Genomic DNA, 25,379 nt, shown 5'->3' with positions numbered 1-25,379 from the left:
GTTTTTAATTATAATATGATATATCAACTCGTGTTGTTCCATGCTTTTCATACGGTCCATCATTCTGAGTTCCTAAACTTTTGGAAAAATAAGCATCATAAATATACGTTCCTGCTGGTAGAAAGACTTTCCAAGTATGAGTAACTACATCAGTAGTCAAAGGCCCTACCATATATTCTTCCATCCAAAATTGAACAGTAACAAATGGCCAATGACCATAGGATGTAATAACACCTCCTGTTTCCTTTGGATGTCTGTATATATCAATCCACTCATTAAATGCTCTTTTAACAGTACAAGTCACTGTTACAATCGTATTCTGCTCTATTGTCATGTATTGATTACCATTTGGATGATCTGAAGAAAATTCAGTTACACTTACATAGCCATTACCGCTACGCCATTTAGGATATAGCATTGTATCATCCTTTATATACGTTCCATACCTACATTCATCCGTCAATCCGTAGTCATAGTACCAGCCCCCAAATTGTTTACTATCTGGAATCACATCAGGTATATGATACCAAGACAATTGCACGCTATCCCCTTTATAGAAAGATGCAGAATTTTTATTACCATAGAATGAAAGAGTACACCTAATAGGCCATAGTTCCTTCAAGGCAACCGCATCATAAAAGGGCATACCATTCCAGTTTAAGCCACAAGTATTTGAATTCATATAAGAGACTTGATCTATCTCAGGAGTATTAGGAATCTTAACCATTCCATAAGAACCATTTCCTTCACCCTTCATAAAGCAATCTGTGTGCCGCAATCCAAGATTATGCCCTAATTCATGCATCAATAAGAATATCTTTTGCTTCAAAGTCAAATAAGTATCTATATTAGTATAAAAACTACTATTAATAAAGATTTCTTTTCCAGGCTTTTTTGAAGATGAAGGAAAAACGCCCATTGCACATACATCCGTTCCTGAAATGTTCTTTTTAGTAATCTTCACATCTGGATTATATTCACTATAGCTGATAGTAAGACCAGTATAATCATTATATAGCCTAACAACTTCCTTTACAGCTTCCCTCCAATTTGTGCTTTGAGCAATTGTATTATCAACGCCTATTGTTAGCGACTGTAAATTGTCTACGTAATTATTAGTTCTATATTGTCTCGTTGAAACAATATTGAGACTATCTTTACATATCAATATGTCTTCCTCAACGATATAATAATTATCCCATTCTGTCACAAAGGCAGAATCAAACCCCATAGCATAAATAGCCAATTTAGCTTGTTCCAATTCCAGCGCAGAATTTTCAAAAGGTTTCTCTGGTATTACCAGCTCATCCTCTTGACTACAAGAAAAGAAAAAAGATAAAACTATTAATATCAAAAAAAGGTATTTACTCTTCATATTCTAATTCTATTAATTAAATAATTTCATTTTTTCTGAAACACGCGTACATAGTCCACCTTCATCGTCACCGGCAGGGCAGACTCGTCCACACCGTTCATTCCACCCCAGTCACCTCCCCATGCCAGGTTCAGAATGGGATAGAAAGCATAATGGAACGGCCACTGATTATGCCCGGAACCCAGTTGTTGCTTGGTGACCGCCAACTGTACCTTGCCATCCACGTAGGTAGTGATGGCATCTTCCGTCCACTCCAAGGCGTAGACATGATATTCTCCTTCTGCCCGGTCTATGGTCATGGCGTGTGTCTTCTGCGTACCTTTAGTATGATTATAGTCTTGCGTATGGATAGACGAAGAGACTTCGTTGGGTACTACGCCCACTTCCTCCATGATGTCTATCTCGCCACACATGGGCCAAGGGTTGGTATTCCAGTCGTTCCCTACCGGCATCATCCAGAAAGCAGGCCAAGTACCTTTGCCTTTCGGCAAGAGAATACGCGCCTCAAAATAACCATACTTCCAACCGGTATTCACCTTGGCATACACACGACCGGAATAAATCTTACCGTCGCTGCCTTTGAAGCAGTTGATGTTCAGCTTACCGTCAGCAAGTTCCGTCACACGCTTTCCGTATACCTCTCCGTTCACGTAGTTCTGCAGTTCATTGTTCACCCAACCGGATTTCTGGACTTCGTGAGTCCAGTCGTCACCCAGTGTAGTGCCTTCATTGAATTCATCCTGCCATACCAATGAATACCCTTCAGGAACATAGTTTTCTATTGCACCTTTGCTTTGTTTCAACAGATACTCTTGCTTATAATTTGTTCCAGAAGTAAAAGAAAGGATAGCCGAACGTTCCTTTTCTTCGCTATTTTTCAAAGCAGTTATCTTCACTACGGATTCGCCGACATATCCGGAATTTGCCGATAATGAATACCATGTCTGCCCATCATCTTTCAACGCCCATGCAGCAGCAGCCTTTATTCTTATCGTTTTTTCTTCTCCGGCAGCAGCAAACTGCAAATCAGCAGGAGACACTTCTATTATATTATCTACGAGGGGATTATTTGCAGCCTGCCCATCACCACCACATCCCATCAATGGTATCAAGGTCACTATCCAAAGGCCAATCATTGTTTTCATCGATAAAAAGGATTAAAAAGGCGGTTGCCCAGAGGGTAACCGCCTCTACTATCATTCAGAAACCAGTATTATTCTCCAAAATAGAAATCATCAAAAAAGAAGATACCCGGAGCAGCATGTCCTTCTGCACCAAACTGAATTACAATCTTATCGTAATCCTTACGATCTTTCACTTCACTGAAATCAAATTCAAGTTCAATCCATTGATCTGTAGTCAGATTTGTTTTTACTATTTCAGTTTGAGTCTCCCATGCACTTCCACCGGCAGCACTGTTCTGCAATTTGACAGCAACTTGTTTCTGCAACTGGTTGACAGCAATCCAATCACCGGCTACATCGGCAACTGTCGTATAATCATTGTACGAAGGAACAAAAACTTTCATACGAACTTTGTTTGCCTTTGTCAAATCAAACTTATAATCAGGTGCCGTATATGAGATATTGGAATAGAAACCGATACTCTTTTCATACAGATAAACCTTTTTTGAAGTATTTACCGGAACAGGTGCCGGATTCGAATAGATAAAATCCAATTCGCCCATATCTTCACGGGCAAAATCAACGGACAGTTTATCTGCTTCAAAGTCTTCGCTCAACTTCACTGCCTTCACAGCTACTTCCGGCTTCACATTTTTTTCTTTAGGAACAAAACGATACCACCAGCCATTACCAGATTCGACATTGCTCACAACTTCCAAATAAAGTTCATCTTCCGTCAGACTACGAATAAAATAAGTAGACGAACCGGTATAATGTCCCATAAATGCACCGTCACTCAATGTCAACGTATTGTTGATTTCGTCCAAAGTATAAGTATAGCTTTCTTTAGGAGTATATTCTACATCAAAGTCACCGGCACCCGGAACGGTGGCAGCCCCACCCAAGTCATTTTTACCCGCTTCGTTCGTATAGATTTTGCCATTGTTTTTCCATATCATCTTGACACCTACTTGCACAAATGTAAACTCTTGTGTGTAAAGACTACTTTCCAGTTTTCCATTGGCAGGACAAGACCACCATTTGGGAGTACCGTCATAATCTCCACCACCTTTCGCTGGTCCCACACCAAAATGTCCATCGTGATATTGGTCAAACACCCATGTTTTTCCTCCAAGATTCGCAGCACCACCAGTCAAAGCATTATACATAGGGGTGTCGAGCAAAGCCATATCATCATCTGCAATAGAAATTACCTTGCTGATAGTAGCCGAGCCACCGGTTGTATACAGAGTCATAGCCACAGTATACTCACCCTTGAAAGGATATTGTGCTTTCACACTTTCCCCTTTTGCCGTGCCTCCATTACCTAAATCCCACAAAACGACACCTTCAACTGTTGATTCGTTTTTAAACTCTACAATGTTTGCTTTGCCAGCGGTGGGAGTAGCAGAAAATGCCAACTGATTTTCTTGCGGTTCTGCACCCAAAGAATGGTCATCACTGTCAACGGGGTCACAAGAAGCCAACCCGACAATAGCCATGCTCAATGCAAAAAAGCCATATAATAAATTCTTTTTCATACTATTTTCTTACTTAATTAATAACCATCATTTTGTTTCAGTTCAAACTCAGTACCCTTAGTTGCGTCAATATCGCCCTGAGGAATAGCCACATATTTATTGTGAGCCTGCCAAGTACGCGGTGCATTTACCCCCGGCACATTAGCTACAGTCAACACGTCTGTGATACCCCAACGAATCACATCGTAGTAACGATGTCCTTCACCCACAAATTCATAATGGTTTTCGTCGATTATGCTCTGTCTGCTGAGAGCAACACGATGGCTATCATCTCCAAAAGCACGATCGCGAACCATATCCAAGCACTGTTGCGCAGAAATACCTTTCTGTTCAGCAACACCTTCCACACCAACCAGTTCAGCGTATGCCAGCAAAGTTTCCGCATAACGGAAAATACGCACGTTGTTGCAGTAGTTCAAGGCTATGTCGCCCGTTGGCTTGTGGTAGCCTTTGCGAGCTGCATATTTACCTAACCAGAAACCCGTATCCTGAAAACGGATAACATAAGTACCACCGGATGCGATTTCCACTTTGTCGCCGATGTTGCCACCTGTACCGTTGCCACGATAATCGCGAATAGAAACGTCACGACGAGTATCGCCTTCGGCAAACATCTGATAAGCTTCCGTACGTACCGGGCCGAATCCCCAACCGTCTTCATAAGTATTGGTAGGATCGCTTAAGGTACTCGGTGAAACGTATGCGGGAAGATTAGTACCACCTGTAGCCCATGAATTTCCCCAAGTTTTTCCTTCACCAATATGGTTGGCCTCAAAAATGGACTCCTTGTTGAATTCACCTTCATCCACCCAAATATCAGCAAATTTAGGAGTCAATACAAACTCTCCACTGGCAATAATCTCAGCCAACCCTTCAGCAGCTTCCGTATATTTAGCCTTATCTTTCTGATACATTACTGTACGTGCTTTCAGCATCAGAGCAGCAGCAAGACTTGCGCGTCCGTTGTTCACACCATCATTGGTAGAATACTTCGACTTAGCATCCTTAAAGCTGGCAATAGAAGCATCGACATCCTTGATAATCTGGGCATATATCTCATCCGGACTCAACTGCGGTCCAACGTAAGGAGGCTCATACAATGTTTCTTGAAATGGAACTGATCCAAAACTTCTCCACAACATATAAAGGAAATAAGCACGCAAGAAATGCCCTTCACCACGATACTGTGCAATGAGTTTCAGCTCTGCCGGATTGGCGGTTACAGCGGTGGCACAAAGCCCCAATGCACTATTTACGCGCGTAATCCCGGAAGTATAGATATTCCAAGTCCCATTCAGCGTACTATTTCCTGTCGTGGAAAACATTGCCACATTCAAGTTCATGCCAGCCATGCCATCTTGAGCATCACCACCACCTTTCCACAAGTCATCACTCTGGATGTCACCGATATAAACAGAAGACTCATAAGAACCACCTGCATACGAATCAAGTAAAAGAATCTGGTAGGCTGCAGCCAAACCTGAGTTAATATTCATGGGGTCGCCCGCTGCTCCGGCAGCACCTTTTGAAGCAGGGTCCGAATTCAAGAAACTATCGCCGCAAGAGGACAAAGCCATGCTTGATGCCAAAACGGCTGCCACTGTATAAAATATAAATTTATTCATTGTCTGATTGATTTTAAAGTTTAGAATGTGATGTTAGCACCCAGAGTAATGGTACGGGATTGCGGATAGATACCCTTATCAACACCCAATGTCGTATAACCACCGGATGCCAGTTCCGGATCAAATCCTTCGTAACCGGTAATGGTTATCAGATTCTCTGCACCTACATAGAAACGCAAACGTTGAATGGAAATCTTGCGAGTAAGAGTGGCCGGCAGTGTATAACCAAGCTGTGCATTCTTCAAGCGAAGGTAAGAACCATCGTGAATGTAAAGGTCTGAAGAAGTCCAGTTGCCGTTGGGGTTGGCAGAAGTCATACGAGGAATACGGTTAGAAGTACCTTCACCTACCCAACGATCCAAAATCCAAGAAGGACGGTTCATGGCCGGGATGTCACCGCGTTGCGCAAAGTCAAACACGTCGTTGCCCAATGTACCTTGGAAAGACAAACTCAAATCGAAGCCTTTCCACTCGGCACCAAGAGAGAAACCGAAAGTCCAGTCGGGCATACCCTTACCAATTTTGGTACGGTCTTGGTCATTGATTACACCATCACTAGTAACATCTACAAAACGAACATCGCCCGGTTGAGCATTGGGTTGCAAAAGTTCACCCTTCTCATTTACGTAATTGTTCACTTCATCCCAATTCTGGAAGATGCCGTTAGTCTTACGTCCATAAAAATAAGGCCAGACCTCGCCATTCTTGGCATGTACATAGTCACCTACACCGGAAGCACCCGCGCTTTCATAATTCTGTTCGCCGGAAGCGTTGCCCAAGTCCAAGAGTTTGTTTTGGGAATAAGACCAGTTGGTGTTGAACCAATAAGAGAAATCTTCAATGCTATCTTTCCAGCCAAGTTCAAACTCAAGTCCCCAGTTTTCCATAGAACCGAGATTACCCCAAGGTTTGCTCTGTCCGATATAAGTAGGCACAGGCATTTCGGCCAGCATATCTGTTGTCTTCTTATAATAATAGTCAAATGTGAAGCTCAAACGTTGGTTAAAGAAACGCATATCCACACCAAGGTCAGTTTGAGTGGAAGTTTCCCACTTAATATCAGGATTGGCGGCTGCTGCGGGAGAAGTACCGTAAATCATGGAGCCACCATTTTCACCAGGTTTTGTATAATCATTCAGGTTGGGCTTGTAACTGCCGCCAAAGTAATAATTCTGACCACCATTCATCAAGGCAAGATAACGGAAATCTCCGATAGACTCGTTACCATTCTGTCCCCATGAGAAACGGAATTTTAATACGTCAAACCAGCTCGGTTTGATTTTTTCCAGATAAGGTTCATTCCAGACATTCCAGCCCAAAGAGAACGAAGGGAATACGCCCCACTTATTATTGGCACCAAAATGTGAAGAGCCATCGCGGCGAACCGTGAACTGCACCATGTAACGTTCTGCAAAGTTATAGTCGAGACGACCGAAATAGGAAGCAATGGAAGTATGGGTTGCATCACCGATTCCACCCCACAAAACAGATTCTGTCTCGGCAGCTGTAGCAGAGCCAAAATTGGCATGAATAGGATTCAAGTCAAACAAATCGAAGTCCTTACCGCCAATATTGCGTGAACGATAACGAGCTGCCGATTGCCCCAACACTACAGAAAAATTATGCCTTTCTGCAAAAGTCTGGTTATAAGAGAAATAATTTTCAGTCTGCCAACGCATACCGCGATTCATCTCGCTTTGAACCCAGCTGGCATCCGTATGTGTCATTGTACCCAGATAATCAGCATAACCATAGCCGTCATATCCCCAGAAAGCCAAGTCCACACCATAACTGGAACGGAACTTCAAACCAGGTAAGATATTCAATTCAGCATAGAACGTACCTACAATTTTATCGGAATTGTTACGTCCCAATGTCGGTCTGTTCAGCTGTGCCACCGGATTTGTCAATTCCTGGAAACCGGAAGGAGGCAAAGAAAGCACTTTACCATCCTTCACGATAGCATTAGGATGCTCGGCAAGGATTGCGGCACCATCCTGTTCAGAAGCATATACCGGAACCAACGGTGAGAACGCAATAGCACTACCAAGAATAGAACCATACTCAGAGTTTGTTTCAATACCGGTAGAATGATCACGAGTATAGCCCAAGTTTACTCCTACCGTGACTGCATTCAAGAACTTTCGATTCTCTACTTCAAACACTTTATAAGTAGAATTACTACGAACAGACAAACGTTCATAATTGGAACGTCCATAATTACCACCAACGATACCTTCCTGATTGAAATAGCCCAAAGAAAGGAAATAAGTCATTTTATCATTACCGCCATTAATGCTCAACTGATGTTGCTGAACTGGTGCATCATAATTAAAGACTTCATCCTGCCAGTCTGTATCAATCGTATTATTGGCAATTTCTTCTGCAGAATAACGAGGAGCATTGCCATCATTAATCTGCATTTCATTCATGATTGTCATATATTCCTTGGCATTCAAAACAGCTTTCTTCTTCCAAGGATTCTGCCAACCATAACTGAAATCATAGTTTACAGTCGTTTTTCCCTTGCTGCCCGCCTTGGTAGTCACCAAAACCACACCGTTGGCTGCACGGGCACCATAAATAGCAGCCGAAGCAGCATCTTTCAGGATTTCAATAGAAGCAATATCCGTCGGGTTCAAATAGTTGATACCACCGCCCACCGGCATACCATCGACAATGTACAAGGGGTCGGAACCATTTACAGAACCGATACCACGAATACGAACCTTAGAATCAGAATTAGGCTGACCGGAAGACTGTGTAATCTGTACGCCGGAAACTTTACCTTTCAAAGCATCTTCTACACGGGAAGGCTTCATCAAGTTCAATTCATCCGCATTTACTTTGCTGATAGCCGCTGTCACTACACTTTTTTTCTGAACACCGTAACCTACAACCACCACTTCGTCCAACGCCTCTGCATCCTCTATCAATGCTACTTTAAGAGAAGTTCTTCCATTTATAGCCACTTCTTGTGGCTTAAATCCTATATAAGTAAAGGAAAGCGTTGCATCGGCAGGAGCCGACAATGTGAAATTGCCATCCAGGTCAGTAATTCCACCATTGGTAGTTCCTTTAACTACCACATTTACTCCAGGCAACGGTTCATTATCCGAACCGCTTACCACTGTACCTTTTACCTGTATATTTTGGGCATATACAGAAGCCAAGGTAAAGCTTAACAGAAATAAAACTGATAATAACTTTTTCATAAGTTTTACTAAATTAAGATTAACGTTTCTCGGTTTTGTTCTCAATCGAACAGTGCAAACATAGAGTAAAATGCAATAAAACAAATAAAAAACAATCATTCTTAAATACGTCAAATCTGAAATTCAAATACGTTATCAATACGTCATCAGCAAATAACTTACTAATAATCAATAATTAATATATACTTTTAAGTATTACGTCACAACATGTTATATAACACAAAAGGGAGAAATTTAACATTCCTCCCTTTCATACTCTTCCTTCTTTTAAAGGAAGTTAATATCTAAAGGCTACAGTTTATTGCTTAAATAATCCGTCAAACTATCCTCTCTCTCTAAAGCGAACTTCTTACGAAGACGATAACGGATTGTTTCAACTCCACGAACCGAAATGTTCAGCAGAGGTGCTATTTCTTTCGTGGAAAGATTCATCTTTAGATAAGCGCACATCATGCGTTCGTTGTGGGAAAGTTCAGGATGCTTGGCATGAAGACGTTTCATAAAATTGTTATGTATCAAATCGAACTGGTCTTCAATACGCTTCAAAACCTCATCACTCTGTATATTACCGTCTATTTTATTATTAATAAGTATGAGTTGCTGTTTTCCTTCCCGAGCCCCCTCACCCTTCAGCAAGGCAGATACTTTAAGTATCTCTGACTTGATTTCAGTCAGCATTTCATTCTTACGGACAAAGTTTATCATCAGATTGGCCATTTCCTGACTCTTATGTTGCAAATCGTATTCCAATTTTTCTTTCTCCAGCTGCATAATCTGCTTTTCCTGACGGGCTTTCTCCTCTTCGTACTCCCTTTCCATATCGTGCAACTCTTTATCTTTCTCGATTACCGCCTGCTGTTTCTTCCGTTTCACACGGACATCATCCCAACGATAGACATACCATAAGGCAAGCAAAGCCAAGATGATATAACAAACGTATGCAGCAGCACTACGATACCACGGCGGAAGTATACGGAAAGCGATTGTATCCGATGATGTCGTACCGTCAGGAAAGACCGCCTTAACTTCAAACGTATATTCACCTTCCGACAGATTACTATACTCCTTGGTGCGTACCGTTGTAAAATCGGACCAGCTCCCCTTATTCAGACGATATTGAAAACGGACATCATCTCCTACCGCAAAGAAAGAAAGGGCATAGTCAAAACGAACGGAATTCATGGAATAAGCTATCACCGGAACCGGCTTCTCTCCTAAAAAGTTTGCGGTATATACCAATGAATCCTTGGGATAAGACAGATACATGTTCCTTATATATAAGGAATGGCTACGATCCTGACGCTCCCTTACAGCCGGGATACTGAATAAAGCGAAACCTCCTTCATTAGGAACCACCATCAGCGAATCTGAAAGAGGAATAATCGTTTCAAAACTGGGTACCAGTTCAATCAGCGATTGCTGGATGGGATTAATGCTTGTATTCGCCCCCCGCTTATAGGTACCCAGATTGGCAATACAGATTTCGTGAGGGCTCAAACTTATCAACTTATCGTGATACTCCAAGATACGCGAATAGGCCGTGGTGCCATTCAAAAGGTTGTTCATATCCGGACAAGGCTCCATGACATCTTTATGAGGATTATGCTTATAGATTCCCCGGGGAGTGGCAAAATACACCCGGTCTTCTATCTTCGCTATATACATATCACGTCCTACCGGAAAACCATCCTTCGCGCTATATTCCTTTATACGGACAGCTTTTGTCAAATCATTATCCAAATCCACACGGGTAACATGATCTGTATTGTACACCCAAATCACCTTATCGCTTTCCTGCTCAAAAAGACGGCAAGAATCGTTCATACCCTCAATCTTGCCAACCACCTGCCATTCTCCATTCTTTTTCCCAACCAAATAAATACCGTTATATACCCCGACATACATAAGGTCCGTACGTCCTGCCACAAGCTGGCAACACCAGACGCCGGTAATGTCCGTCACACGTTTTACGGAAGTACCATTGATAAGGAAAATACCACGGTCGTGCAGACAGAAGAGTTCATCACCTATACGGCAAAGGTTCCAGACCTGTCCGCTGGATTGGGGCATCGGACGGATATCCGGCAAATCGCCGTTCATCTGTACCGGATAAGAAGTGTAATACAGCCCCCGATTGGTGCCTAAATAAAGATAGCCGCCTTCTACCGCCGCCGTATATCCCGTGCCGTAAGAATAAGGATAGGAATAGAGATTCGTAAAAGGAGAACTCAGACAGACGTAGTCAATGCCGCTATCCAGACCGGCCCAGAGGTTTCCGGTCGTATCGAAGGAGACAGAAAGCACCGTATTGTTACGCAAGCCGTTGTTCTCATTGAAATATTTCAGTTGCATGGTGCTGCAATCCACCAGTACCAATCCTTTATGAATGGTTCCCAAGGCAATCTTATCATCCTTTTTGGCTACGCAAAAGACTTCATTCTCACGCATAAACTCTTCGGCACCGGTGACAAACGGTTCCATCGTACGCCCGTCACAATAGTAAAGTCCGTTGTATGCAGTCACCACCAGAACACCTTTCTTATAAGGTATAATGCCACGAATACGCTTGGAAGCCAACGCATCGGCACCCTGAAGAGGGAAAAAAGTGTTTCCAACCAAAAGCCATACGCCTCTGTCCGTACCGATGTAAAGAATACCATTGACCATATTGGAACAGTCTATCTTGGCATTCATTTCAATGGCGGTATATTTGCCGTTCAGGTACTTCACCACGCACCCGTCCCCTTGGAAATACAAGATATTGTCTGTCTCATGGATGCCCCACACATTTCCAAGAAAACGAACGGAACTCTCCAAAGTATCGGACATGCAATGATAGGCCAAAGAACCGTCCGTATCCGGTTCATAATAGCCGAATTCATTGATGCCCCCCACATAAATTCTTTTTTGGGTGGCAGAAGCCAGAACGGAACGCACATCGGAAGCATTGTTCAATGGAAACACATTCCAGACATTGCCATCAAATTGCACCATACCGTTCTTGTTGGCGAAATATACCCACTTGTCATCATAGGGTGCTATCTGCCAAGTCTGGGTCCCCTTACCATAAACACTTTTATCAAAATTGACGATAAAGCTATTCCAGCCGGCAATTGCTTCGACCAAAGGGGGAAAAAGAAAAAGGCAGAAAAAAAGGTAGAATGACAATATGTGTTTGTTCATGCGTATAATGACTATATAGTTAGTTGCACAAAAATAATGCTTATTTTCAAGGTAGCACACAATAGCCTATCTGTTTTTTCGTCCCCGATTATTATTTTCTTCTCAAATGGCAATCTTTTGCATAACTATACTTTAGATTCCGGTATACTAAGAAGTATTCGTCCGACGGCTGTTGAATTATCGTCCGACAGCTGTCGGACGATAATTCAACAGCCGTCGGACGATAAGGTTACATATGTCGGACGAATACTTTCTAGTAAAAGGAATATTTGTCCATCGTAATGCCGGAAAGAATCCGTACCTCCCCTCCAAAGTGTCTATATAAGAAGGCCATGAAGAGGAATAGAACAGAGAATCTAAAAAAACAAATAAAAAAATCGCCACAAGCTATTGCAGATTTCAAAATAATGTCTACCTTTGCAACCGCAAAACAAAAACGGGTAAGTCCTATACGGCCAGCTCCCTTCGAATCCTCCAGGGCTTGATCGCAGCAAAGGTAGTTGGTTGTAGCGGCGCGATATAGCAAGCTTACCCACCCGCCTCTTTAGCTCAGTTGGCCAGAGCACGTGATTTGTAATCTCGGGGTCGTTGGTTCGAATCCGACAAGAGGCTCAGAAAAAGAAAAGGTGATACGAAATGTATCACCTTTTCTTTTTTAATTAATAATGAAAAATTAAAGAATTAAAAATTAAAATCTGCACATCGGCTTGCCCTTGAATCCAACTATATTTGTACCTTTGCACATTATTTCTAAGAAAGATGACAGAAAATAGAGGTTACACGCAACGATACGCAATGCTGTTCGGTACCTATATGGGAGGTTTTTGGATATTGAAGTTCATACTCTTTCCGGTGGGACTGTCGGTTCCTTTTTTACTTTTCCTTTTCATGGGACTCACGCTATGCGTACCTTTTATGGGATATTATTATGCACGGATGTATCGTAATCAGGTATGCGGAGGCGGCATCAGCTTTCTGCATGCATGGATATTCACCGTTTTCATGTATATGTTTGCCGCGCTGCTTGCCGCTGTGGCACACTACATCTACTTCAGGTTCATAGACCACGGATATGTGATAAACACGTGCGAAACGATGGTAGACACGCTTGCCCAAAGCAACATGCCGGGAATGGATTCGTACATCGCCACCTATCAGGAAGCTCTGGAGACAGCCCGACTGCTCAGTCCTATCGACATTACGCTACAGATGATATCGTCCAATGTGTTTTGGGGTTCGATACTGGCTTTCCCCACCGCCTTGTTCGTGATGAGACGCAAGAAAGACAACGCTCCGGCAAAGTGACGGAACAGTAAAAAGAAATGTTATTTCAATTGTAAATAGAAAAATCATACATCAATGGATATTTCAGTTGTCGTACCACTATATAATGAAGAAGAATCACTCCCCGAACTGTTCGCATGGATTGAGCGGGTGATGAATGCCAACGGTTTTTCATACGAAGTGATTTTCGTGAACGACGGAAGTACCGACCGTTCCTGGCAGGTAATCGAACAATTGCAGGCACAAGCTCCGGACAAGGTACGGGGCATTAAGTTCCGCCGCAACTACGGGAAGTCGCCGGCATTGTTCTGTGGTTTCGAACAAGCACAAGGCGACGTCGTGATAACCATGGACGCCGACCTGCAGGACAGCCCCGACGAAATACCCGAACTCTACCGCATGATTACCCAAGACGGCTATGACCTCGTATCGGGCTGGAAGCAGAAACGTTACGACCCGTTGTCGAAGACCCTCCCCACCAAATTGTTCAATGCCACCGCCCGCAAAGTATCGGGCATCAAAAACCTGCACGACTTTAATTGCGGACTGAAGGCGTATCGCAAAGAGGTGGTCAAGAATATAGAAGTATACGGCGAAATGCACCGCTACATCCCTTACCTGGCCAAGAACGCCGGCTTCAAGAAAATCGGCGAGAAAGTGGTGCACCATCAGGCACGCAAATACGGAAAGACCAAGTTCGGGCTGAACCGTTTTGTAAACGGGTATCTGGACTTGCTTTCCCTTTGGTTCCTTTCCCGGTTCGGCATCAAGCCCATGCACTTTTTCGGATTGCTGGGTTCGCTGATGTTCATCTTCGGCTTCATAGCCGTGGTCATAGTGGGTGTCAGCAAGTTGTACTACATGCACCATGGCATGCCCTACCGCCTTGTGACGGACTCTCCCTACTTCTACCTCTCGTTGACCTCCATGATTATCGGCACACAACTGTTCGTGGCAGGATTCCTCGGAGAGCTGATTTCACGTAATGCCCCGGAACGAAACAAATATCAAATAGAGAAAACCATTTAACGATGAAAAAATTAGTCAGACTTGTCATACTCGGAGCTGTCCTTTGCCCGATAATAAGCATAGCTATCTCCTGCTCGGAGGAGGCAGATTGCTCCATGACGGCACGCCCCATGGTGAATTGCATTCTTTATAGAGTAGACCCCGAAACCCAATACGTGGAGAACGACACGCTCGACTCGCTCACCGTCACAGCATACGGCACCGACTCCATCATCATCAACAACCAGAAGAAGGTACACGACATCTCCCTGCCACTGCGCTATACGGAGGATTCCACCAAGCTGATATTCAAGTATAGCCGGACCAAGAGTGACACGATGGTGATACGCCACACCAACACCCCCTATTTCCTATCGATGGATTGCGGCTATCAGATGAAGCAGGCCATCACAAGCGTAACGTGCACCCGCATCTCTCTGGACTCGATATACATCAAAGACAATGAAGCAGGCATCTATGGAAAGGAAAATCTTAAGTTATTCTATTAGTCTGGCACTCTGCCTGCTGATGTTCCTCCCCCTACGGGCGCAGAACGGGAATCCTACCGTCCCCCCCCAGGGAGCACCTCCCAAGAAGGAGAAGAAGGACGCGAAAGAAGAAGTGCACTATCCGTTATACAACGGCATGTCCGTCGGCTTGGACTTGTGGGGAATCGGAAGTTCCGTATTTGGAGGAGATTTCCTGAGTTCCGAAGTATCCGTGGACGTAAACCTCAAGAACCGCTTCTTCCCTATTGCCGAATTGGGATATGGCTCCACGGACACCTGGAGTGACAAAGGCATACACTACAAAAGCAATGCCCCCTACTTCCGCATAGGAATGGACTATAACACGCTATACAAGAAGCAGCACGGACACATGCTACTCGTAGGCTTGCGTTACGGTGTAAGTAGCTTCAAGTACGATGTAGACGCCTTGGGACTGGACGACCCGATATACGGTGGCATCGTAGGCAATCCGAATCTGGACGACGAGATATGGGGAGGCAGCCTGCCCTATAACCATAAAGGAATGAAAGGCTCCATGCAATGGGCGGAATTTTGTGTCGGTATCCGGGCGCACGTCTGGAAGGCATTGTACATGGGCTGGTCACTACGCTTCAAGTTCAAATTGTCCGCCTCGGCCGATGAATACGGTGACCCGTGGTATGTGCCCGGTTTCGGGAAATATGGCTCCAACACGATGGGAGTAACCTATACGATAACTTATAAACTACCTCTTTAAGCGACTTATGACAGGGTTAGAGATTTGGCTACTGGCCGTAGGACTTGCGATGGATTGTTTCGCCGTTTCTATAGCCAGCGGAATTATATTGAAACGCGCCCGGCTGCGCCCTATGCTGGTGATGGCCATCAGCTTCGGCTTTTTCCAGGCTTTGATGCCTCTGCTGGGATGGATAGGCGCCAGTTTTTTCAGCCACCTGATAGAAAGTATTGACCATTGGATTGCATTCGGTATCCTTGCCTTCCTGGGCGGACGCATGATAATGGAATCCTTCAAGGACGAAGATTGCAAGCACGAGTATGACCCTACCAGCCTGAAGGTGGTGCTCGCTCTGGCCGTGGCAACCAGCATCGATGCATTGGCGGTAGGTGTTTCGTTTGCATTCCTCGGTATCAAGCAATTCTCGGCTATTCTTTCCCCCATCGGCATTATCGGTTTTGTATCATTCGCCTTGTCGATGGTCGGCCTGATGTTCGGCATCCGTTTCGGATGTGGCATAGCCCGCAGACTGCGCGCCGAACTTTGGGGAGGGATTATCCTCGTCATCATCGGTACCAAGATATTGGTAGAGCATCTCTTCTTTTAATTAAAAAGTAAAAACTCAGATAGGATATGGAAAAGAAAGTACAACGGAATTTTTTATGGATTGCCCTACTGGTACTGGGAACCATCTGGATACTTGCCCGCCACAACCAAGTCACTCCTTATCAGACGGATAACGGACTGATATTCGGTACGGTATATAAAGTGACTTATCAATGTGACCAAAATCTGAAGGCGGAGATAGAAGCGGAACTCAAACGTTTCGACGGTTCCTTGTCCCCTTTCAATGACACGGCGACCATTACGCGCATCAACCGCAACGAGGACATTGTGCCCGACACATTCTTTACCAACGTCTTCCGACGTAGCATGGAAATCTCCCGGGAGACCGATGGTGCCTTCGATATCACCGTTGCCCCTCTTGCCAATGCCTGGGGATTTGGGTTCAAGAAGGGTAACTTCCCCGACTCTGCCATGATAGACAGCCTGCTGGAGATGACAGGATACGAAAAAGTAAAATTGTCCGATGAAGGGAAAGTGGTGAAAACAGACTCGCGTATAATGCTCTCGTGCAGCGCTGTGGCAAAAGGATATGCAGTAGATGTCATAGCCCAACTTCTGAAGAAGAAGGGTATCCGCAACTTTATGGTCGATATAGGCGGAGAAGTGGTTGTTCACGGGCAAAACCCTCAAAATGGACCTTGGCGCATCGGTTTGAACAAGCCGATAGACGACTCACTGGCAGTGAACCAGGAACTGCAAGCAGTGCTGCTAGTCACGGATTTAGGCATGGCTACATCGGGCAATTATCGCAACTACTACTATAAAGACGGAAAGAAATATGCGCATACCATCGACCCGCGTACCGGCTATCCGGTACAGCACAGCATCTTGTCAGCCACCGTCATTGCCAAAGATTGCATGAGTGCAGACGCCTATGCCACGGCATTCATGGTGATGGGGCTGGAAGAAGCAGAACGCGTGGCGGATGCACATCCGGATATCGACGCCTGTTTCATTTATACGGATGAAGAAGGAAAGCTTCAAACGTTCTTAACAAAAGGAATGGAGAAGTATATGAAATAATGTGCAAATGCGATTAACCCATCATTTATAAAATACAAAATATACCGCCAGTACCAGACATACAAAAGCGGCAAAATGATTCCAATGCAGCGTTTCCCCCTTGAAAAGAACCGTTGTGAACACCGTAAAGATAATCAAAGTGATTACTTCCTGAATCACTTTGAGTTGCATCAATGAGAACGGGCCTCCATTGCCTAAAAAGCCTATCCGATTGGCCGGAACCTGGCAAGAATACTCTGCCAAAGCTATTACCCAGGAAAACAGCACCACGGCATACAACGGCCAGTTGGAGATGACTTTTATCTCTTGTAGCTTCAGATGCCCATACCAGGCAAACGTCATGAAAATATTAGATACAATCAATAGCAAAATGGTATAAAATGCTTTCATATAGTGATTAATGATTAGTGATTAATGATTAATGATTGCAGGCAGCAATTCCTCTTGCACATTCGTCATACTCCCCCATAGACTATAGCGTGCCTCAGGATTCATTTCCTCCAACTGTTTCAGAATGCCTTTCATTGCACTACGACTGGATTGTGACTCATACGGACAATTCTTCACCTGCTTACGATACCCCCTCACTTGCGCCAACTCCATCAAATCCGCCTCATGTACCAGACACATCGGACGGATAATCGTCATATCAAACTTCTTCATTACCAGCCGGGGGGGCATAGAGCTGAACGCTCCCTGATAGGTGATATTCATCAGCAAGGTCTCCAGAATATCATCCATGTGATGGCCTAACGCGATTTTATTGCATCCCTGCTCCTTGGCTACGGTAAACAATGCCTTCCGCCTATTCCAAGAGCAAAGAAAACAAGGAGACTTGCGGGTATCTGTCGTGGCATCAAACTCCGTTTCAAAGAGAACAAAAGGCACTCCCCACGACTCTACGTACTCCCTCAGATAGTCCACATCGCTTTGATAAGGTATATTCTTCATCACTACATGTACGGCGACAACGGAAAAACGGGGTTTATAGACACGGGCACGCCGTGCCAACAATTCCACCAGCGCCAAAGAGTCCTTGCCTCCCGAAAGCCCGATAAGAATCTTATCGCCGTCCTCTATCAGCCCATATTCCACCACACCTTTGCTAAACCGCTTGTCTATGCGGCGCAACATCTTTTCTTCTTCAGTAAATCGTGCCATTGATACGAGTTATGAGTTATAAGTTATGAATTATAGCTCTTCCGGTTGCAAAAGTAAGGCAAAAGAACGATTTAAAGAAGAATTAACAAAATAGAATTACGGAAACCAGCTTTATTCACGATAAATTTGTATTTTTGACCTTCTGAACAAATCAGCATGTATCAATATGAATAAAAAATATATCCTTTTCTTTCTATTCGGCCTTTTGAGCATAACAATTTCCGCACAAAGCCTGGCAGAAGCCAAAGCCTTGTACGAGAAGGGAGAATACGAAGAAGCCAAGCCCGCCTTCAAAAAACTCGTCAAAACACAATCTGGCAATGGAAATTACAACCTATGGTACGGTGTATGTTGCCTGGAAACCGGCGAACCCGCAGAAGCCTTGAAACACCTGGAAAGCGCCGTCAAGAGACGCGTCCCCAGCGGGCAACTCTATTTGGCCCGGGCATACAATGATTTATATCGGTTCGAAGAAGCCATCGAGACTTATGAGACCTACATTTCCGACCTGAGAAAGAGAAAACGCTCCACCGAAGAGGCCGAACAATTATTGGAAAAAAGCAAATCCAACTTGCGCATGCTGAAAGGCGTGGAAGAGGTCTGCTTCATCGACAGCTTTGTGGTAGACAAGGAAAAATTCCTGGATGCATACAAAATCAGCCCCGAATCGGGCAAGCTGTTCATGTACGACACCTACTTCAATGATTCCGGTAAGGAAGGCGGAACGGTATACGAAACGGAGCTGGGCAATAAACTATATTATAGCGAAATGCAACCGGACAGCACCCTCAGTATCCTTTCGCGCAACAAGTTGCTGGACAAATGGAGTGATGGCAGCTTGTTGCCCGGAAGCATCAATGAGGCCATGAATGCAGACTATCCCTATGTACTTACGGACGGTATCACTATCTACTATGCTTCGGATGGCCCTGGCTCGATGGGAGGATATGACATTTTCGTCACCCGTTACAATACGAATACCGACTCCTATCTGATGCCGGAAAATGTGGGCATGCCGTTCAATTCGCCCTACAACGACTATATGTACGTCATCGACGAATTCAACGACTTGGGATGGTTTGCCTCCGACCGCTACCAGCCCGAAGGCAAAGTGTGTATCTATGTATTCATTCCCAACTCATCCAAGCAAGTGTACAACTACGAAGGGATGGACCCGGACAAGATGATATCATTGGCGCAACTTCACTCTATCAAGGACACATGGACGGACACCGATGCGGTAAAGGGCGCCCGAGAAAGGCTTCGGACTGCTGCCAACGCAAAGCCGCGGACTACCAAGAAGCATGATTTCCAATTCATCATTGACGACCACTCCACCTACTACCAGCTGGACGATTTCCGCTCCCCACAGGCCAAAGCCTCGTATGGCAAATACAATCAGCTGGAGCAGAGCTACAAACAACTGCAGGAGAAACTGGAAGATATGCGTTCGGAATACTCCCGAGCCAACAAGCAGGAAAAGGACAAGATGTCCGCCGCCATCCTCGACCTGGAGCAACGTGTACGGCAATTGTCCACTGAGATGGAGCAGACTGCCATTCAAGTGCGCAACCTGGAAAAACAAGCCACCAAATAAAGACAACTATGGATATACTCATTATCGCCTCATTGATTATAGGAGCAGTAATCTTGTTCTTAGTGGAATTATTCGTAATTCCGGGCATCAGCGTTGCCGGTTTTCTGGCAGGAGGTTGCATCATCTTTGCCAACTACTATGCCTTTGCCTATATGGGTACCACGGCAGGTGTCATTACGCTTATCATATCTGCCCTGGCTTGTATCGGCTCGTTGGTATGGTTCATGCGCTCCAAGACACTCGACAAAATTGCATTGAAAAAAAACATCACCTCCAAAGTAGACCGTAGTGCCGAGGAAAAAGTCAAGGTAGGTGATATAGGCGTAACCACTACTCGCCTGGCTCTTATCGGCTATGCCGAAATCAACGGAGACATCGTGGAAGTAAAGTCATCAGACGGCTTCCTGAACGAAAAGACTCCGATTATCGTAGACCGTATTGCCGACGGAGTCCTCTTAGTGGAACGGCTCAAGCAGTGAAATTTCAGGAATCAACCTATTTATAACTAACAATTAATATTTAATCTCATGGATCCAAGCACAATGTATTTAACCGCCTTCCTCATTATAGGAGGCATTATCTTCCTGGTACTTTTCTTCCATTATGTACCGTTCTTCTTGTGGCTGTCTGCCAAAGTATCGGGAGTAAACATCTCGCTGGTACAACTTTTCCTGATGCGTATCCGTAATGTTCCTCCTTATATCATTGTGCCCGGCATGATTGAAGCTCATAAAGCAGGATTGCAAAACATCACGCGCGACGAACTGGAAGCGCACTACCTTGCCGGAGGTCACGTAGAGCGGGTGGTACACGCACTGGTATCCGCCTCTAAAGCCAATATCGAGCTGCCGTTCCAGATGGCAACCGCCATCGACCTTGCCGGCCGTGACGTATTCGAAGCCGTACAGATGTCCGTTAACCCCAAAGTAATTGACACTCCTCCCGTGACAGCTGTTGCCAAAGACGGTATCCAGCTGATTGCCAAGGCCCGTGTAACGGTGCGCGCCAATATCCGCCAATTGGTGGGAGGTGCCGGAGAAGACACGATTCTGGCCCGTGTAGGCGAGGGTATTGTGTCTTCCATCGGTTCGTCAGAGAATCATAAGTCTGTATTGGAGAATCCGGATTCTATCTCCAAACTGGTATTGCGCAAGGGGTTGGATGCCGGAACAGCATTCGAAATTCTGTCCATTGACATTGCTGATATTGACATAGGTAAGAATATCGGTGCCGCCCTGCAGATAGACCAAGCCAATGCCGACAAGAACATTGCTCAAGCCAAGGCAGAGGAACGCCGCGCCATGGCCGTAGCCACAGAGCAGGAAATGAAGGCAAAAGCCCAGGAAGCCCGTGCCAAAGTTATCGAGGCAGAAGCGGAAGTACCCAAGGCCATGGCCGAAGCATTCCGCAACGGCAATCTGGGTATCATGGACTATTACCGGATGAAGAATATAGAAGCCGACACTTCCATGCGCGAAAACATTGCCAAACCGACGACGGGCAATACCAGCCAGCCGTTGAGTAAATAACCCGGAAAGTAACTGACGAAACGCCGGAACCGGTGAACAAGAATCGGTTCCCGGCGTTTCTATTTATAAACAAAAGATTAAAGCCTCAAGCATATGAAGAAATATTTCGCCTCTTCCGAACTGATCATCAATGAAGACGGTTCTGTATTTCATCTTCACGTAAAGCCCGAATGGCTGGCAGATAAAGTCATCTTGGTAGGCGACCCCGGACGGGTGGCACTGGTTGCCTCCCATTTCGAGAACAAGGAATGTGAAGTGGAAAGCCGCGAGTTCAAGACTATCACCGGTACTTACCAGGGGAAACGTATTACGGTGGTTTCCACCGGTATCGGATGTGACAACATCGATATCGTGATGAACGAACTGGATGCCCTGGCAAACATCGACTTCGAGACGCGCGAAGAAAAGCCCCGCCTACGTAGCCTTGAGCTGGTACGTATCGGCACCTGCGGCGGCTTGCAACCCTACACTCCGGTGGGTACATTTGTATGTTCTGAAAAGTCCATTGGTTTCGATGGGCTGCTCAACTTCTATGCCGGACGCAACTCCGTGTGCGACCTGCCCATGGAGCGTGCCTTCCTCAACCATATGGGATGGTCCGGCAACATGTGTGCCCCTGCCCCCTACGTCATTGATGCAAGCACTGAACTGATAGACCGCATCGCACAAAACGACATGGTACGTGGCGTAACGATTGCCGCCGGGGGCTTCTTCGGACCTCAAGGACGCGAGTTACGCGTGCCGCTTGCCGACCCACATCAGAATGAGAAGATTGAAAAATTTGAATACAACGGCTACCGTATTACCAACTTCGAGATGGAAAGTTCTGCCCTGGCAGGCTTGAGCCGTCTGATGGGGCACAAGGCCATGACGGTATGCATGGTCATTGCCAACCGCCTGATAAAAGAAGCGAACACGGGATACAAAAATACGATAGATACTCTTATCAAAACAGTACTCGACCGTATCTAAGTATCCTTCAAGAAATGCTCCTCCCTTTCCTTCAGCCAATCCTAGGAGTAAGGTTTAGTAATGACTTCATCACATCCTGCCTGACGTGCCCGTTGCTGGTCTGTATAGTGTAGCAATGTCCTGCTATACCCACAATGGGCACAGAGGCGGATTAGGCTTTATAAGCATCTATCCATTATCGATTTGCACAAAGTTACGATAAAAGCCCATAAGTTGAATCACCATCTCTCTTTTTTGTAAAGAAACCATTATCTTTGCTGAATAAAAATAAGCCGGATAAAATGAACCAAGATACCATTTGTGCCATAGCCACCGCCCAAGGGGGAGCCATAGGATGCATCCGTGTCTCCGGACCGGATGCCATAGAGATAACATCCCGCATATTTACCCCTGCCCGGAAGGGGAAGAAGCTGAAGGATGCCAAGCCATACACACTTACCTTCGGTCATATCCATGAAGAAGAAAACATCATAGACGAAGTACTTGTAAGCTTATTCCGTGCCCCCCACTCGTACACGGGCGAGGATAGCACGGAAATCATGTGCCACGGTTCGAGCTATATTCTTCAGAAGGTGTTGCAACTGCTCATCGGTAATGGTTGCCGCCTGGCCGCTCCCGGTGAGTACACGCAACGGGCCTTCTTGGGCGGCAAAATGGACCTAAGCCAGGCCGAAGCCGTGGCCGACCTCATCGCCTCCACCTCTGCCGCCACTCACCGCCTCGCCATGAGCCAAATGCGCGGTGGGTTCAGTAAAGAGCTGGCCTCACTACGCGACCAATTGCTGCACTTCACATCACTCATAGAACTGGAGCTGGACTTCAGCGACCACGAAGAACTGGAATTTGCAGACCGCTCCGAGCTATGTCTCCTAGCAGACGGCATAGAGCAGGTAATTTCCCGTTTAGTACAATCCTTCAGTGTAGGCAATGCCATCAAGAACGGTGTGCCCGTAGCCATCATCGGCGAAACGAATGCTGGTAAATCCACCCTGCTGAATGCACTACTAAACGAGGAACGAGCCATTGTAAGCGACATACACGGGACAACCCGAGATGTGATAGAAGACACAGTCAATCTTGGCGGGATAACTTTCCGGTTTATTGATACGGCAGGCATACGCGAAACGAGCGACACCATCGAGAGCCTAGGAATTGAGCGAACCTTCCAGAAATTGGAGCAGGCGGAAATCGTGCTCTGGGTAGTTGATGCCACGAATGCCGTCTCACGGATACCACAACTAACTGCCCAGATACTTCCCCGTTGCGAAGGGAAACGGCTCATTCTCGTATTCAACAAGGCCGATCTGGTGCAGGATGCCTCAACCATCCTCACCCCCAGTTTCACCCTGGCCGCTACTAATGTGCAATGCATCTCCATCTCTGCCAAAGGGCGTACCAACCTCGACAAGCTTCAGCAAATGCTAATCTCTGCCGCTAACCTGCCCACGGTTACCCAAAACGATGTCATTGTCACGAATATACGCCACTACGAGGCTTTGACCCATGCCTTGGAAGCCATCCACCGGGTCCAACAAGGGCTAGCAGAAAATCTATCCGGAGATTTTGTTTCACAAGATATCCGCGAATGTATTTTCCATCTAAGCGATATTGCGGGGGAAGTTACGAACGACATGGTACTTGGGAATATTTTTGAACATTTTTGCATCGGCAAGTGATGGCTTAGAATCTGCCATAACCAACTATAACCATTCAGAACAAAGTCGCTGTATTTCAGCGACTTTTCTATTTTAACACTTTCCAATCCGTATTTGGAAGTAACGGTTTTTATCCATATTTTTCTATCATATTTCTACCGCGACACAAATTCACGGTTAGCCCGAATGTCACAGTGACGCATTAGTTGACGTGTGTTGACAATGGTTTACATGTGTAGACAAAAAGGGAAATTAAAAAACAAAGAAAATGATATAGAAATATGGAAGTAAAGAGAATTTGTCAATGGTGCGGAAAACCATTCATTGCACAGAAAACAACGACCTGTTATTGTAGCCCTCAATGCTCGAAGCGAGGTTACAAACATCGTATCAAGGAGCGCAAAATGGAACTGCGCCATATTCAGGAAATGCAGGAGTTGCGCTCCAGTTTGGAGAAACAAGAATATTTCACTTTTTCGCAGGCTGCCCGATTGATGGGTGTGAGTCGTCAGTACATTTATAAATTAGTCAAAGAGGATAAACTTAGAGCATCCCGAATTAGCGGAAGAATGGCTTTGGTAAGGCGTGCAGACATAGAGTTAATGCTCAAAAGCAAACCTTACGAACGACTGGTTGCGAAAAACGACTTCAACATCTCCGAGTATTACACAGCCGAAGAGATTGCGGAAAAATATAAGGTCAACGCCAAATGGGTGTGGACTTACACTCGGCAACATAAAGTGCCGAAAGTGAGAATCCGCCAGTTCAACTATTACAGCAAGAAACATATCGATGCTGCCTTTGCCAAATACGAGGTAGATTCCGACCTTACTGAATGGTACACACCGGAAGAGATTCAGGAGAAGTACGGTATGACACGTGTCGCCATCCGTTCGCAAGTGTATCGGGACAACATTCCCTCCAAGAAAGAGCATGGGCAGATATTCTACTCAAAGCTCCACTTCGACCTCTCGAAGAGTTCCGAACAGGAGAGCAAGGCGGAATACTACACCGTCAAGGAGGCGATGGAGAAATTCAAACTCTCTCGTGATTCGGTTTACGGTATTCTGCAATTCCATCAGATCAACCGGGAGAAGAACGGACGGTTCGTCAGATTCCTGAAAGTGGAGTTTGACCGGGTAATGGGTGCCCGCAAATAGTCTAATTTATGGCTATCCGTAAATTATTCAAAAATTAATCCCTGCTGTAGGTAATCTGCATGACTACATTATAGAG

The 25,379-nt window shown here is 45.2% G+C and carries 20 protein-coding genes and 1 tRNA gene; 13 read left to right on the top strand and 8 right to left on the bottom strand.

The window, feature by feature from the left end:
* Positions 1-4: 4 nt before the first annotated feature.
* The 6 genes from DW096_RS04880 to DW096_RS04855 form a co-directional block, all read right to left on the bottom strand.
* Complete coding sequence (locus DW096_RS04880; RefSeq protein ID WP_016273350.1) at positions 5-1,375, bottom strand: M57 family metalloprotease; 1,371 nt, start codon at positions 1,373-1,375, stop codon at positions 5-7.
* 26 nt (positions 1,376-1,401) lie between these two features.
* Positions 1,402-2,520 carry a family 16 glycosylhydrolase gene (locus tag DW096_RS04875; protein ID WP_227212671.1) on the bottom strand — a complete coding sequence of 373 codons (1,119 nt, stop codon included), beginning with the start codon at positions 2,518-2,520 and terminating at the stop codon, positions 1,402-1,404.
* Positions 2,521-2,588: 68 nt separating this feature from the next.
* The gene (locus tag DW096_RS04870; RefSeq protein ID WP_057281779.1) at positions 2,589-4,040 is read right to left on the bottom strand and encodes a PKD domain-containing protein; all 1,452 of its coding nucleotides are present in this window, start codon (positions 4,038-4,040) and stop codon (positions 2,589-2,591) included.
* Positions 4,041-4,057: 17 nt separating this feature from the next.
* Positions 4,058-5,665, bottom strand: coding sequence for a RagB/SusD family nutrient uptake outer membrane protein (locus DW096_RS04865; protein WP_118930926.1), 1,608 nt, complete (start codon positions 5,663-5,665; stop codon positions 4,058-4,060).
* 20 nt (positions 5,666-5,685) lie between these two features.
* On the bottom strand, positions 5,686-8,880 hold the full coding sequence (locus DW096_RS04860; protein WP_118930927.1) for a TonB-dependent receptor: 3,195 nt from the start codon (positions 8,878-8,880) through the stop codon (positions 5,686-5,688).
* Positions 8,881-9,171: 291 nt separating this feature from the next.
* Entirely contained in the window at positions 9,172-12,063 is a 2,892-nt protein-coding gene (locus tag DW096_RS04855) for a triple tyrosine motif-containing protein (RefSeq protein ID WP_118930928.1), read from the bottom strand.
* A gap of 538 nt (positions 12,064-12,601) precedes the next feature.
* Here DW096_RS04855 and DW096_RS04845 point away from each other — a divergent pair.
* The 7 genes from DW096_RS04845 (at position 12,602) to DW096_RS04815 (ending at position 17,229) form a co-directional block, all read left to right on the top strand.
* Positions 12,602-12,675 (top strand) — tRNA-Thr (locus tag DW096_RS04845).
* Between the two features lie 147 nt (positions 12,676-12,822).
* Entirely contained in the window at positions 12,823-13,368 is a 546-nt protein-coding gene (locus DW096_RS04840) for a DUF4199 domain-containing protein (RefSeq protein WP_005826844.1), read from the top strand.
* 54 nt (positions 13,369-13,422) lie between these two features.
* Entirely contained in the window at positions 13,423-14,376 is a 954-nt protein-coding gene (locus DW096_RS04835) for a glycosyltransferase family 2 protein (protein WP_005826846.1), read from the top strand.
* 2 nt (positions 14,377-14,378) lie between these two features.
* Positions 14,379-14,864: a DUF6452 family protein gene (locus DW096_RS04830; protein WP_005826848.1), complete on the top strand. Its 486-nt coding sequence runs from the start codon at positions 14,379-14,381 to the stop codon at positions 14,862-14,864.
* Positions 14,833-15,600 (top strand): DUF6048 family protein, encoded by a 768-nt coding sequence (locus tag DW096_RS04825; protein WP_009036778.1) that lies wholly within the window; start codon positions 14,833-14,835, stop codon positions 15,598-15,600. The genes DW096_RS04830 and DW096_RS04825 overlap by 32 nt, the downstream gene beginning before the upstream one ends.
* 7 nt (positions 15,601-15,607) lie before the next feature.
* The gene (locus DW096_RS04820; protein ID WP_005826852.1) at positions 15,608-16,186 is read left to right on the top strand and encodes a manganese efflux pump MntP family protein; all 579 of its coding nucleotides are present in this window, start codon (positions 15,608-15,610) and stop codon (positions 16,184-16,186) included.
* Between the two features lie 26 nt (positions 16,187-16,212).
* Complete coding sequence (locus DW096_RS04815; protein ID WP_005826854.1) at positions 16,213-17,229, top strand: FAD:protein FMN transferase; 1,017 nt, start codon at positions 16,213-16,215, stop codon at positions 17,227-17,229.
* A 21-nt stretch (positions 17,230-17,250) separates the two neighbouring features.
* On the opposite strand, the gene DW096_RS04810 is transcribed toward DW096_RS04815, so the two are convergent.
* Both DW096_RS04810 and DW096_RS04805 read right to left on the bottom strand, forming a co-directional pair.
* Positions 17,251-17,619, bottom strand: coding sequence for a DMT family protein (locus DW096_RS04810; RefSeq protein WP_118930929.1), 369 nt, complete (start codon positions 17,617-17,619; stop codon positions 17,251-17,253).
* A gap of 21 nt (positions 17,620-17,640) precedes the next feature.
* On the bottom strand, positions 17,641-18,390 hold the full coding sequence (locus tag DW096_RS04805; RefSeq protein ID WP_005826857.1) for an ATP-binding protein: 750 nt from the start codon (positions 18,388-18,390) through the stop codon (positions 17,641-17,643).
* A gap of 166 nt (positions 18,391-18,556) precedes the next feature.
* On the opposite strand from DW096_RS04805, the gene DW096_RS04800 reads away from it, so the two are divergent.
* The 6 genes from DW096_RS04800 (at position 18,557) to DW096_RS04775 (ending at position 25,303) form a co-directional block, all read left to right on the top strand.
* A complete protein-coding gene (locus tag DW096_RS04800) occupies positions 18,557-19,987 on the top strand; it encodes a M48 family metallopeptidase (protein ID WP_117652917.1) in 1,431 nt (476 codons plus the stop codon).
* 8 nt (positions 19,988-19,995) lie between these two features.
* Positions 19,996-20,466, top strand: coding sequence for an NfeD family protein (locus tag DW096_RS04795; protein WP_005826862.1), 471 nt, complete (start codon positions 19,996-19,998; stop codon positions 20,464-20,466).
* Between the two features lie 48 nt (positions 20,467-20,514).
* Positions 20,515-21,516 carry a flotillin-like protein FloA gene (gene floA / locus DW096_RS04790; RefSeq protein ID WP_005826863.1) on the top strand — a complete coding sequence of 334 codons (1,002 nt, stop codon included), beginning with the start codon at positions 20,515-20,517 and terminating at the stop codon, positions 21,514-21,516.
* 93 nt (positions 21,517-21,609) lie between these two features.
* Positions 21,610-22,488, top strand: a complete 879-nt coding sequence (locus tag DW096_RS04785; protein ID WP_009036776.1) for a nucleoside phosphorylase — start codon at positions 21,610-21,612, stop codon at positions 22,486-22,488.
* Positions 22,489-22,769: 281 nt separating this feature from the next.
* Positions 22,770-24,164 (top strand): tRNA uridine-5-carboxymethylaminomethyl(34) synthesis GTPase MnmE, encoded by a 1,395-nt coding sequence (gene mnmE, locus DW096_RS04780; protein ID WP_044468225.1) that lies wholly within the window; start codon positions 22,770-22,772, stop codon positions 24,162-24,164.
* 260 nt (positions 24,165-24,424) lie between these two features.
* Positions 24,425-25,303, top strand: coding sequence for a helix-turn-helix domain-containing protein (locus DW096_RS04775; RefSeq protein WP_117867183.1), 879 nt, complete (start codon positions 24,425-24,427; stop codon positions 25,301-25,303).
* The last annotated feature ends 76 nt before the right edge of the window (positions 25,304-25,379 follow it).

The organism is Bacteroides sp. AM07-18, assembly GCF_003602695.1.
Classification (GTDB): domain Bacteria; phylum Bacteroidota; class Bacteroidia; order Bacteroidales; family Bacteroidaceae; genus Bacteroides; species Bacteroides uniformis.
The sequence above is the reverse complement of the archived record's forward strand: the minus strand, read 5'-3'. Positions and strand labels throughout refer to the sequence as shown.